This is a genomic window from Methylobacterium sp. P3_A11, from assembly GCF_056403155.1.
This window is the reverse complement of sequence record NZ_JBFUGA010000010.1, coordinates 25,309-37,520: the sequence shown is the minus strand read 5'-3', so window position 1 is coordinate 37,520 and position 12,212 is coordinate 25,309. Positions and strand designations below refer to the sequence as shown.

Below are 12,212 nucleotides of genomic sequence, written 5' to 3'. Positions count from 1 at the left end.
CTCGCCCGAACGCGCCCGCCCGCCCGGATCGGGCGGGGGAGCAGGCCCTCGGGCTACGTCCTGTGCTTGGCCAGCTGCGCTTTCGCGGCGTCCAGGACCTTATCGGGGGTAAAACCGAACTTGGTCTGGAGATCCTTGATCGGCGCCGAGGCGCCGAAGGTGTGCATGCCGATGACCGTGCCCTCGGAGCCGGCGTAGCGGTCCCAGCCGATGACGCTGCCCTGCTCCACGGCGACCCGCGCCTTCACGGCGGGCGGCAGCACCGCGTCACGGTAGGCCTGATCCTGCCGCTCGAACAGGTCCCAGGACGGCATCGACACCACGCGGGCCTTCACGCCCTCGGCCTTCAGGGCCTCATAGGCACCGACGCAGAGTTGCACCTCGGAGCCCGAGCCCAGCAGGATGACGTCGGGCGTGCCCTCGCTGTCGGCGAGCACGTAGCCGCCCTTGGCGGTGCCGGAGGCGGCCCCGTACTTCGCGCGGTCGAGGGTCGGCAGCGGCTGGCGCGACAGCGCGAGCACCGCCGGCTGGTTCTTCAGGGAGAAGATCACCCGGTAGGCCTCGGCGACCTCGTTGGCGTCGGCCGGGCGCAGGGTCACGAGGCCGGGGATGCAGCGCAACGACAGGAGCTGCTCCACCGGCTGGTGGGTCGGCCCGTCCTCGCCGACGCCGATCGAGTCGTGGGTGAAGATGTGGAAGACCGGCAGCTCCATGAGAGCGGCGAGCCGGATCGGCGGCCGCATGTAGTCGGCAAAGACCAGGAAGGTCGCGCCGTAGGCCCGCAGCCCGGAGAGGCCGAGCCCGTTCACGATCGAGCCCATGGCGTGCTCGCGGACGCCGAAATGCAGATTGCGGCCGCCCGGCGAGAACGGGCCGAAGGATCCCGCGCCCTCGAAGGTCAGGTTCGACTTGTTGGACGGGGCCAGGTCCGCCGAGCCGCCGAGCAGGAACGGCACGTGCTGGGCGATGGCGTTCAGCACCTTGCCAGAGGATTCGCGGGTGGCGAGGCCCTTGGCGTCCGGCTCGAAGACCGGGATGTCCTTGTCCCAGCCGGCCGGCAGGCGGCCTTCCAGGAAGGCGTTGAGGTCCTCGGCGTGAGCGGCGTCGGCCGCCTTGGCCTCGGCGAGCAGGCCCTGCCACGCGTCGTAGAGGCCGGCGCCGCGCTTGCCGATGCCGGTCCGGAAATTCTCCTGCACGCCGTCCGGCACGAGGAACTGGGCGTCCTCCGGCCAGCCGTAGGCGCGCTTGGCGCCCTTCACCTCGTCCTCGCCGAGCGCGTCAGAATGGGCCTTGGAGGTGCCCTGCTTCTTCGGCGCGCCGTAGCCGATCACCGACTTGACGATGATGAGCGTCGGCCGGTCGTTGGTGGCGAGGAAAGTCTCGATGGCGCCCGCGAGCGCGTGCACGTCGTTGGCGTCGGCGACGCGCAGGACCTGCCAGCCGTAGGCCAGGAACCGGGTCGCGACCTCCTCGCCAAAGGCCAGCTCCGTGTGGCCCTCGATGGTGATGGTGTTGTCGTCGTAGATCCAGCAGAGGTTGGCGAGGCGCAGGTGGCCGGCCAGCGAGGCGGCCTCCGAGGCGACGCCCTCCATGAGATCGCCGTCCGAGCAGACGGCGTAGACGTTGTAGTCGAACAGCGGCAGGTTCGGCCGGTTGAGGTGCTGGCCCAGGAAGCGGCTGCCCATGGCCATGCCGACCGAGTTGGCGACGCCCTGGCCGAGCGGGCCGGTGGTGGTCTCGACGCCGGTGGTGAAGTGGTATTCCGGGTGGCCGGGGGTCCGGCTGTCGAGCTGGCGGAACTTCTTGATGTCCTCCAGCGTCACTGCCGGCGCGTTGCCGCCGTCGCTCTCGGCGACGCCTGCGAGGTGCAGTAGCCCGTAGAGCAGCATCGAGGCGTGGCCGCAGGACAGCACGAACCGGTCGCGGTTCGGCCAGTGTGGATGCGCCGGGTCGTAGCGCAGGTAGCGGTTCCACAGGGTGTAGGCGACCGGCGCCAGCGCCATGGGCGCCCCCGCATGCCCGGAATTGGCCTTTTGCACCGCGTCGATCGCGAGCGTCCGGATCGTGTTGATGCTGAGCGTATCGATCTCAGCGAGAGCCGCCTTGGCGGGAGTGTCAGCACCGCTCATGATGTCGCGTCTTCCAGTTCGCCTCTCGCGTGCCGCTTCGCGGCTTCGCGCTGCCGAAGGACGGCGGGAGGAGCTCCGTTGCCCTTACCACCCTGCCGATCCGCCGGCCCTTCGCCGCGCGTATAGCTGAGCAGCGTGTTGACGAGCGCGACGTGAGTGAAAGCCTGCGGGAAGTTACCCACAAGTCGTTTGGCTTGCACGTCGTATTCCTCGCTGACGAGGCCGAGATCGGTGCAGATGCCGATCAGGCGCTCGATCAGCACCCCCGCCTCGTCGCGGCGCCCCAGGCCGATGAGATTGTCCGCGTACCAGAAGGTGCAGGGCAGGAAAGCCCCCTCGTTGCCCGAGAGGCCGTCGGTCGTCTGACCCTCGGTCTCGTAGCGCAGAAGGAAACCGTCCCGCATCAGCCCTTTGCCGATCGCCTCGACGGTCCCGATCACCCGGGGATCGTGCTGTGGCAGGAAGCCGGTATGGGCGATGAGCAGCAGGCTCGCGTCCAGCGCCTTGGATCCGTAGGACTGGACGAAGCTCTTGAGTTCCGGGTCGAAACCCTTCTCGCAAACCTCGGCGTGGATCTCGTCCTTGATAGCGCGCCAGCGCTTGGCATGTTCCTCGGTGGCGCCTGATTCGTGCATCTCGTGCATGCGCAGCGCCCGGTCGAACGCCACCCAGGCCATGACCTTCGAGTGGGTGAAGTGGCGGCGGCCGCCGCGCACCTCCCAGATCCCCTCGTCGGGCAGGCGCCATGCCTGCTCCAGGTGGCCGAGGATCGCCAGCCCGACCCGCAACCCGTCCTGGCTGACCGGCAGGCCCCGGGCATGGGCTTGATAGAGCGCGTCGAACAGCTCGCCATAGACGTCGATCTGAAACTGGCTGGCGGCGGCGTTGCCGATCCGGACGGGCCGGGAACCCTCATAGCCCGGAAGCCAATCCAGCTCGATCTCGGGCAGAAGCCGCTCGCCGGCGATCCCGTAGAGGATGTGCGCCTGCTCGGGGTTCCCGGCCACCGCCCGCTGCAGCCAGTCGAGCCAGTTGCGCGCCTCGTCGATGTATCCCCCGTCCATCAGGGCGATCAGCGTCAGGGTCGAATCGCGCAGCCAGCAAAAGCGGTAATCCCAGTTGCGCTCGCCGCCGAGCCCCTCCGGCAGCGAGGCCGTCGGCGCCGCCACGATGCCCCCGGTGGGTTCGTAGATCAGCGCCTTGAGGGTCAGAAGGGAGCGCTGGAGCATCCGGTCCCAGGGCGTGCCGCCCGCGCAGCGGCACGCCCATTCGCGCCAGTGCTGGTCCGTGGCGTCGAGGACCTTACGGGGCTCGATCGGGTGCGGGTCGTCTTCGTGGGAGGGGCCGTAGCTCAGGACGAACCGGTGCCTGTCGCCGGCATGGACCGTGAACTCGGCGACGGTGGTCTGCGCCTCAGAGCCCTTGAGATGGACGTCGGTACGCAGCACGACCTTGTGCGGTCCCGAGACGGCGCGCAGGTCGCCCAGCTCGGAGCGGGACACCCAGGGCACGGCCGAGCCGTAATCGAACCGGACCGCCATCTCCATCCGCATGGCGACCCGCCCGTGCACGCCTTCGACGAGGCGCACGAGATGCGATCCGTCGCCGACGGGCATGAAGTCCGTGACCAGAACCTCGCCGAGCCGGGTGGTGTGACGGGTCTCGAGGACGAGGCTGCCGGGGCGATAGGCCCAGCGCGTCTCGACGTGCTCTGCCTCGGGGAAGATCTTCCAGAAGCCGTGCGCCTCGGTCCCCAGCAGGCGGGTGAACAGGGCGGCCGCATCGAAGCGCGGCCAGCACAGCCAATCGACGCTGCCCTGCCGGCTGATCAATGCCGCGCTGCGGCAATCGCCGACGAGCGCGTAATCCTCGATTCGTGCAGCCATCCGGCCCCGGCTCCGATCAGCGGTCGGCGGCCCGGGCCGTCCGCTGCGACGCACCTAGGACGTGCGGTCAGGAGATCCAGAGGCGTCCTACGGGGCAGTCCGCGGACGGGATCAGCGCAGGCAATCGACCACCGCCAGGGCCACCGAGCCCTGGACGGCCGCAGCGCCTGAGCGAACGAGGTCCGCCGCATCGCCGACGGCCCGGGCGGCGGGAACCAGGGTCTCGACCACGGAGGCCGCGAAGGGCAGGGCCTGCGACGGCAGCGGCGCGTCCTCAGCCGTCTGGGCGCTGTCCGCACGCGCAGCCGCCAGGGGATCGGCGAAGGGATCGACGAAGGGATCGGCAAGGGAATCCGGAAGAGGGCCAGGCGTGCGCGGCGTCTCCGGGCAGCGCCGGCCCGGGCAAGCGCGTCGCACCGCCGCCGCGACGTGGGCCGGCGCCCGGGCAGCTCCGGCGGAACGGGACGGCAGAGAGCCCGTTCGCGAAGCCGCGGAGTCGAGGGGGTACAACTCTGCGAACACGATCGCGGCCGGCAGGCGGCCGGGCGTTGCGATCGCGGCGACGGGGGCGAAATCCGTGGGTCCGGGGGCCGCGGGCTCTTCCACCTCCGCCCGGACGCGCGCCGGCGTCGGGCTCGACGATGGGCAATAGAGAGAGGCCACGCCCAGGAGGGCAACGACGGCCAGCGTCGGCAGGAAGGGCATGGAGACGCGGCCGGTCGCGGCGTCCGTCAGGGCGGGCTGATCTGGCCTGCGCATCCGAATCACCGATCTCCCTGATCGCTTCGAGGCGCTCAGGATGCGGCCAGCATTGCGGCGGAAGCTGGACCGTTTCTTTGCGGGGCGGTTACCAAGGCCTAGGATGGGATTCCCCTCGACCCTCCGCGGCGGGCGCCAACTCGGGCATAGGGCTTGCTTGGCCTGCCACGGCCCGAGCCGGGCCGCCCGCCCGTCGAGACTCGCCCCGAACCGGGCCAAGATGACCGAAACCAACCTCACCGTCGCCGTGATCGACCCGAGCCGAGCCCGCGCGGCCATCCTGGAGGAGGGCCTGCGCGCCGCCGGGATCGGACGCGTGGTGGTCATCCCCGATTCGGCCGACCTCATGGAGCGCGTGGCGGCGCTGAGGCCCGACGTGGTGGTGATTCACCTTGAGAGCCCAAGCCGGGACATCCTGGAACAGATGTCCGGCGTCTCGCGGCAAGTCGAGCGGCCCGTGGCGATGTTCGTCGACCGGTCGGACTCGACCATGATGCAGGCCGCCGTCGATGCCGGGATCTCCGCCTACGTGGTGGACGGTCTGCGGGCCGAGCGGATCAAGTCGATCCTCGACATCGCGATCCTGCGCTTCAACGCCTTCGCGCGGCTCCAGCGCGAGCTGACGGAGGCCCGGAGCGAACTCGCCGACCGCAAGCTGATCGAGCGGGCGAAGGGCATCCTGATGACCATGAAGGGCCTCTCGGAGGATGAAGCGTACAAGCAGCTGCGCCGCAAGGCCATGAACGAGAAGCGCAAGATCGCCGACATCGCCCGGGCCATCGTCACCACCGCGGACCTGCTCGGATGAGGCTGCAGCTCGGCTACGTCCCGCTCTGCGACGCGGCGCCCCTGATCGCCGCGCATGAACTCGGCTTCGCCCGGGCCGAGGGCCTCGACCTCGATCTCACCGCCGAGCCGTCCTGGGCGACCCTGCGCGACCGTCTGGCGCTGGGGCATCTCGACGGCGCCCACATGCTGGCACCGCTGGCGCTCGCCAGCCGCCTCGCGCTGTCGGGGCCGCCCTCCGACCTGATCGTGCCGATGCAGCTCAGCGTCAACGGCAACGCCGTGACGCTGTCCCACACCCTCTGGACGACGATGGGCGCTGAGAGCACGGCCGTTGCGGCCGTCGCCCGCGCCTTCGCCCGGGTGGCGGAGCAGAGGTACCGCGCCGGCAGCCCCGTCACGCTCGGCACCGTGCATCCCTTCTCGTGCCACAGCTACCAGCTACGGCTGTTCGCCGAAGCCGGCGGGCTCGATCCCTCGACCGTCCGCACCGTCGTCGTCCCGCCGCAACACTGCGTGGAGGCCCTGGCCCGCGGCCTGGTGGACGGGTTCTGCGCGGGGGCGCCCTGGAACGACGTCGCTGTCGCGGCCGGCCATGGGTGCATCGCTGTGCGCGGCGGCGCCCTGGCGCCGGACGCGCCCGAGAAGGTGCTGGCCGTCTCCGCACGGCTCGACGGCGCGATCCTACCGCTGGTGCGGGCGGTCGCCCGGGCCGGACGCTGGTGCGCGGATCCCGAGAACCGCACCGAGCTGATCCATCGGCTCGCCCGCGCCACCTACCTGAATCTCGAACCGTCGCTGCTCGGGCAGGCCTTTGCCGACGGGGCCGAAGCGCCGGCCGCAGCCGGCGCGGTCCTCCGGTTCGACGCGACGATCCAGGAGCCGCGCGCGGAGCACGCCCGGTGGCTTCTGAAGCAGATGGGCGCGTCGCAGCAGATCCCCCGTCACCTGGACCTCGCGGCGGCGGCGACCGTTTTCCGTGGCGACCTGTATCGCGCAGCCGTCGCCGATTTCTGAGGACCGCGACAGTCGCGGCCTTTCGTCACCGACCCGAGGCGCCGGTGCGAACCGAGGCGGAACGTCGGACAGGCTCACCCGTTGTGGTCATGCCATGCCCGGATGCCGCAAACTCGAAACTGGATCGTCGATCTCGCATCCGCGCGGGCGGGTCGAGCTGAGACGTTACGTAGGCCGGGGCGGCAAGGTCCCCCGCGCGTGTAACGATAACCGCCGGCCCGGCCCGACCTATACGTGGTACTGGGTCCTCGCGGCCGGCGCGATGCCGACCCTGGGCTTGCTGGCGATGCTCTCGACGCTGCTTTAGCAGGCGATCCACCCGGCGCAGCGGGTATCGATCGATCGCATCACCGGGCGACACTCGCCTTCGGTGCATTGCGGATCGAGATCGGGTATCTGTTCTCAGCAGGACACATTGTGCGGTCTTGTTGCGGTTTCTTACCGTATTGCCGCCGTCCTGCATGCATAAGGCGATATTTATCGTGTCGCCACGCGCCTTGACCTCGTCCTGATCGGCGTTGCCAAGCACTTTCCCTCGCCCCGGAAATCCCCCCGTCGCGGCGACAGCCCTCTCTGATCCCTGTCTCGATCCGTGACCGTTTTTACAACGGTCCGCACACTTTTTGTGCAGCGCAACGCCGACGATGGTCGGGGGCCGCCTGTCTGCGAGCCGCCGCGGATTTCTAAATTACTTCAACATGTTGCTGTCAGTCATTCTGGCTGGCACGGAACCTGCTGAGCCTCGGGCGTCCGTCAACGGCGACGGACAGCGCCGTCAGCGAGGCCGCTGATCCGGTTCTCCTGAGGCTTGAGCCTGCCGGGAGACGACCGGCAGCGGCTTTTTCGTGGGCGGTCCGCCAACGATCCTGCAATCGAGGTTCCAGACGCGACCGAGCGATGGCGACATCTCCCAAAGCTTTCCCTGAGAACGACGTGCGCGGTGACATCGCTCTGCCGCGCGAGCGGCTCGTCGTCGTCGGCAACGGCATGGCCTCGCTGCGTTTCCTCGAGCGGCTGTCCGAGTGCGCGCCCGACCGGTTCGACGTCACCTGCGTCGGAGCCGAACCGACCGCCGCCTACAACCGCGTGCTGTTGTCCTCTTTGCTCGGCGGCGAAGTGGACGAGGCCGCCTGCACCTTCCGCGGCCTCGACTGGTACGCGGATCACGGCATACGCCTGATCACCGGCGCGCCGGTGACGCGGATCGATCGGGAGAACGGCCTCGTCATCGTGGGCGAAACCCACGTCCTGCCCTTCGACAAGCTGGTCCTCGCGGTCGGCTCTTTGCCGATCCGCCTGCCCAAGCCCGGCATGGACCTGCCGGGCGTCATCACCTTCCGTGACCTCGCCGACGTGGCGGCGATCCGGAAGGCCGCCGTGCAGCATGCCCGGGCGATCGTCATCGGCGGCGGCCTCCTGGGCCTCGAGGCGGCGGTCGGGCTCGCGCGGCTCGGCGTCGACACCACGCTGCTCCACGTCATGGACCGGCTGATGGAGCGCCAGCTCGACCATCACGCCGCCGGGCTGGTGAAGCGCGCCATGGAGGCGCGGGGCGTGCGCGTGATCCTCAAGGCCGACACCGCCCGGATCGAGGGTGCGGCCGGCGTCGAGCGCCTCGTCCTGGCCGACGGCACCGTGCTCCCGGCCGACCTCGTCGTGATGTCGGTGGGCGTGCGCCCCTCGGTGGCGCTGGCCCAGGCGGCGGGTCTGGCGATCGGCAGGGGCATCACGGTCGATGACCGCCTGACAACCTCGGACCCGAGCATCTTCGCGCTGGGCGAGTGTGCCGAGCACCGCGGACAGATCTACGGACTGGTCGAGCCGGCCTACGAGCACGCCGAGACGCTGGCCCGGAACCTCGCGGGTGAGCCGGCCGAGTATCGGGGCACGGCCCTGTCCACGAGCCTGAAGGTATCGGGCCTGCCGGTCTTCTCGGCGGGCGTCGTGGACACGCCCGACGACGCCGAGGCGATCGTGCTCTCCGATCCCGGCGCCGGCCTCTACCGCAAGCTGTTGGTGCGCGAGGGCAGGCTGATCGGTGCGGTGTTCGTCGGCGACATCGCCGAGCAGGGCGCCTGCAAGGGGCTGATCCGCTCCGGCGCCCCCATCGAGAACGTGGACGACTTGATGTTCGGGCGCCCCGCGCCCGAGCCGCTGGCTGCTTGAGGAGGCGCGCATGTCCGAGACCAATACCCAGACCGCCGTGGGCGTCTTCGACGCCGAGCAGAAGCGCTACCTCGAAGGCTTCGCCTCCGGCATCGCCGCCGTCCGCATGACCGGCGGCCTCGCCGGGGGCGGAGCTGCGGCGGCCGCAGCCCCCGCCGAGCCCACGGGACCGGACGCGATCCACATCAAGGCGCAGGACCGGACCGTGAAGAACGGCGGCAAGCTCTGCGACCAGGAGAAGTGGAAGCGCGCCGAGAACCCGTTCGACGGCCACAACCGTCTCATCCAGGAGGCCGCTGCCGGCAAGCAGCCGAAGCCCGAGGACAATTTCCGCTGGCGCTACCACGGGATGTTCTGGGTCGCGCCGAACCAGGTCTCGTACATGTGCCGGCTGCGGATCCCGAACGGGATCCTCCACCACTGGCAGTTCGCGGGCGTCGCTGACCTCGCCGACGAACACGGCGGCGGCTACGTCCACGTCACCACCCGGGCGAACCTGCAGGTCCGCGAGATCAGCCCGGAGCACGCTCAGCCCTTCCTCGACGGGCTCACCGATATCGGCCTCACGGCCCGGGGGGCGGGCGCCGACAACATCCGCAACGTCACCGGCTCCTCGACCGCCGGCATCGACGCCCAGGAGCTGCTGGACACGCGCCCGCTCGCCAAGTCCTGGCACACCTGGATCCTGAACGACCGATCGCTCTACGGCCTGCCGCGCAAGTTCAACGTCGCCTTCGACGGCAGCGGCGTGATGCCGACCCTGGAGGAGACCAACGACATCGGCTTCCAGGCCGTGGAGGTGCTCGACGGCGCCGCGGTGGCGCCGGGCTTCTACATGCGCCTCGTGCTCGGGGGCATCTCGGGCCACCGCGATCTCGCCCGCGACACCGGCATCGTCCTGAAGCCCGAGGACTGCAACGTGGTCGCCGACGCGATCATCCGGGTGTTCATCGAGAACGGCGACCGGACGAACCGCAACAAGAGCCGGATGAAGTACGTCCTCGACGCCTGGGGCTTCGACAAGTACCTCGCCGCCGTCGAGGACAAGCTCGGCCGCAAGCTCGACCGGGTCGCGCCGGAGCACGTGGCGCCGCGCAAGGCCACCGACCGCTTCGCCCATGTCGGCGTGCACGCCCAGAAGCAGCCGGGCCTCAACTGGATCGGCGTCGTCCTGCCCGTGGGCAAGATGACCAGCGATCAGGTGCGAGCTCTGGCCAAGATCGCGGCCGAGTGCGGCGACGGCCAGATCCGCCTGACCGTCTGGCAGAACTTCATTTTTTCAGGGGTTCCGGACGCGAAGGTCGCCGAGGTCGAGCAGCGGGTGCTTGATCTCGGCCTCACCACTAAGGCGGCCGGCATCCGCTCCGGCCTCGTCGCCTGCACGGGCGCCCGAGGCTGCAAGTTCGCAGCCTCCGATACCAAGGGCCACGCCCTGATCATCGCGGACCACGTCGAGACGGCCCTGCCGAACCTCGACGTCCCGGTGAACCTCCACCTCACCGGCTGCCACCACAGCTGCGCCCAGCACTACATCGGCGATATCGGGTTGATCGGCGCCAAGGTCGTCGTCTCGGAGGAGGGCGACACCGTCGAGGGCTACGACGTCGTGGTCGGCGGCGGTTTCGCCGAGAACCCGAAGATCGGCACCGAGATCTGGAAGGCCGTGAAGGCCGAGGACGCGCCCGCCCGCGTCGAGGCTCTGCTGCGCGCCTACCTCGCCCTCCGCCAGGGGCCGGAGGAGAGCTTCCAGGCCTTCACCAGCCGCACCGGCGCGGAGGCGCTCCGCGACGCCGCCGAGGACCACCCCGCCCTGAAGGCCGCCGCATGACCCAGCACGTCTCGCCCCCCCTCGTCCTGATCCCCGAGACCGCGCCCTTCAACGAGGACCAGCGGGCCTGGCTCTCGGGCTACTTCGCGGCTCTGCTCGGCCCCGCCATCGAGGGCGCCACGGCCCTGGCGCCCGGAGAACTGCCGGGCGCCGGCGCGAAGCAGCTTGCCGACAACGACGACGCCCCCTGGCACGACCCTTCCGTGCCGATCGGCGACCGGATGGAGATGGCCAAGGACCGCTCCGAGCCGCAGAAGCTGATGGCCGCCATGGCCCAGCAGGATTGCGGCCAGTGCGGCTACAACTGCGCCGACTACGCCAACGCGATCTTCCTGAAGAACGAGGCGCGCCTGAACCTTTGCCAGCCCGGCGGCAAAGAGACCCTGCGCATGCTCAAGAAGCTGGATGAGGAGTTCGGCGCCGCCGGAGGCGCCCCGGCCGCGCCGAAGGCGGACGACGACGCCCCGAAGGCGGCCGACCTCGGGCCGCTCGGCTATTGCCGCGAGAACCCCGTCGAGGCGCTCTTCCTGTCCCGCCGCCGCCTCAACGACCCGGGCGGCGAGAAGGAGACGTGGCACGTCGAGATCGGCCTCGACGGCACGCCGATCCAGTACGAGGTCGGCGACTCGCTCGGCCTGTTCCCCGCCAACGCCCCGGCCCTGGTCGACGCGGTGATCGCGGAACTCGGCGCCCGGCCCGAACGGGTGATCGGCGAGAAGACCCTGCGCGAGCACCTGCTGATCAACTACGCACTCGGCGCCGCGCCCGACAATCTCTACCAGCTCCTGTCGCTCCTCACCTCGGGCGCAGCCCGCAAGAAGGCGCAGGCGCTCGCCTCCGGCGAGGATCCGGACGGCGACGCCGCCTATCTCGACGTGCTCGGCGCGCTCCACAAGTTCCCGGGCGCCCGGCCCGACGCTGAGGTCTTCCTCGAGGCCCTCGACGAGCTGCAGCCCCGGCTCTACTCGATCTCGTCCTCGCCGAAGATGGATGTCGGCCGCGTGTCGCTGACGGTGGACGCGGTGCGCTACAACCACCGCTCGCGGCTGCGGCTCGGCGTCGCCTCGACCCACCTGGGCGAGCGCCTGCCCGAGCAGACCCGGGTGAAGGTCTATCTCCAGAAGGCGCACGGCTTCGGCCTGCCGGCCGACCTGTCGAAGGACGTGATCATGTGCGGCCCCGGCACCGGCGTCGCGCCGTTCCGGGCCTTCCTGCGCGAGCGGGCCGCCACGCAGGCGCCCGGCCGCAACTGGCTGTTCTACGGCCACCAGCGTCAGGCGAGCGACTTCTTCTACAAGGACGAGCTGACCAAGCTGAAGGACGACAAGGTGCTTACCCGCCTGTCCCTGGCCTGGTCGCGCGACGGCAAGGAGAAGACCTACGTCCAGGATCGGATGCGCGAGAACGGCGCCGAGCTGTGGAAATGGCTCGAGGGCGGCGCGCACTTCTACGTCTGCGGCGACGCCAAGCGCATGGCCAAGGATGTCGAGCGGGCGATCATCGACGTGGCCGCGCAGTTCGGCGGCAAGAGCCCCGAAGACGCGGTGGCCTACCTCGCCGCGCTGAGGAAGGCCGGGCGCTATCAGGCCGACGTGTACTGAGCGTCCAAAACCCTTCCTCCTGCGGGGGAGGGTGCGCCGC

General features: G+C 70.0%; 8 protein-coding genes. 5 read left to right on the top strand and 3 right to left on the bottom strand.

All coding sequences use genetic code 11. From position 1 onward, the window contains the following. Window positions 1-53 precede the first annotated feature (53 nt). The 3 genes from tkt to AC1DXK_RS05195 all read right to left on the bottom strand — a co-directional run bounded on the left by tkt (window position 54) and on the right by AC1DXK_RS05195 (window position 4,774). On the bottom strand, window positions 54-2,129 hold the full coding sequence (gene tkt / locus AC1DXK_RS05205) for a transketolase (RefSeq protein ID WP_457104889.1): 2,076 nt from the start codon (window positions 2,127-2,129) through the stop codon (window positions 54-56). Further along, entirely contained in the window at window positions 2,126-4,015 is a 1,890-nt protein-coding gene (locus AC1DXK_RS05200) for a glycoside hydrolase family 15 protein (protein WP_457104888.1), read from the bottom strand. Before AC1DXK_RS05200 ends, tkt begins: the two co-directional genes overlap by 4 nt. A gap of 111 nt (window positions 4,016-4,126) precedes the next feature. Next, complete coding sequence (locus AC1DXK_RS05195; protein WP_457104887.1) at window positions 4,127-4,774, bottom strand: hypothetical protein; 648 nt, start codon at window positions 4,772-4,774, stop codon at window positions 4,127-4,129. Between the two features lie 220 nt (window positions 4,775-4,994). On the opposite strand from AC1DXK_RS05195, the gene AC1DXK_RS05190 reads away from it, so the two are divergent. The 5 genes from AC1DXK_RS05190 to AC1DXK_RS05170 all read left to right on the top strand — a co-directional run bounded on the left by AC1DXK_RS05190 (window position 4,995) and on the right by AC1DXK_RS05170 (window position 12,172). After that, complete coding sequence (locus AC1DXK_RS05190; protein ID WP_457104886.1) at window positions 4,995-5,582, top strand: ANTAR domain-containing response regulator; 588 nt, start codon at window positions 4,995-4,997, stop codon at window positions 5,580-5,582. After that, on the top strand, window positions 5,579-6,577 hold the full coding sequence (locus AC1DXK_RS05185) for a CmpA/NrtA family ABC transporter substrate-binding protein (RefSeq protein WP_457104885.1): 999 nt from the start codon (window positions 5,579-5,581) through the stop codon (window positions 6,575-6,577). The genes AC1DXK_RS05190 and AC1DXK_RS05185 overlap by 4 nt, the downstream gene beginning before the upstream one ends. An 897-nt stretch (window positions 6,578-7,474) precedes the next feature. Beyond that, window positions 7,475-8,743, top strand: a complete 1,269-nt coding sequence (locus tag AC1DXK_RS05180) for an NAD(P)/FAD-dependent oxidoreductase (RefSeq protein ID WP_457104884.1) — start codon at window positions 7,475-7,477, stop codon at window positions 8,741-8,743. A gap of 10 nt (window positions 8,744-8,753) precedes the next feature. Further along, a complete protein-coding gene (locus AC1DXK_RS05175) occupies window positions 8,754-10,571 on the top strand; it encodes a NirA family protein (protein ID WP_477297073.1) in 1,818 nt (605 codons plus the stop codon). Next, entirely contained in the window at window positions 10,568-12,172 is a 1,605-nt protein-coding gene (locus AC1DXK_RS05170) for a sulfite reductase subunit alpha (protein WP_457104882.1), read from the top strand. Before AC1DXK_RS05175 ends, AC1DXK_RS05170 begins: the two co-directional genes overlap by 4 nt. The last annotated feature ends 40 nt before the right edge of the window (window positions 12,173-12,212 follow it).

Bases quoted from the DNA above. Each gene is read 5' to 3' on its own strand.
- AC1DXK_RS05170 (WP_457104882.1), top strand. From the start codon at position 10,568: ATGACCCAGCACGTCTCGCCCCCCCTCGTCCTGATCCCCGAGACCGCG.
- tkt (WP_457104889.1), bottom strand. From the start codon at position 2,129: ATGAGCGGTGCTGACACTCCCGCCAAGGCGGCTCTCGCTGAGATCGAT.
- AC1DXK_RS05175 (WP_477297073.1), top strand. From the start codon at position 8,754: ATGTCCGAGACCAATACCCAGACCGCCGTGGGCGTCTTCGACGCCGAG.
- AC1DXK_RS05195 (WP_457104887.1), bottom strand. From the start codon at position 4,774: ATGCGCAGGCCAGATCAGCCCGCCCTGACGGACGCCGCGACCGGCCGC.
- AC1DXK_RS05190 (WP_457104886.1), top strand. From the start codon at position 4,995: ATGACCGAAACCAACCTCACCGTCGCCGTGATCGACCCGAGCCGAGCC.
- AC1DXK_RS05180 (WP_457104884.1), top strand. From the start codon at position 7,475: ATGGCGACATCTCCCAAAGCTTTCCCTGAGAACGACGTGCGCGGTGAC.
- AC1DXK_RS05185 (WP_457104885.1), top strand. From the start codon at position 5,579: ATGAGGCTGCAGCTCGGCTACGTCCCGCTCTGCGACGCGGCGCCCCTG.
- AC1DXK_RS05200 (WP_457104888.1), bottom strand. From the start codon at position 4,015: ATGGCTGCACGAATCGAGGATTACGCGCTCGTCGGCGATTGCCGCAGC.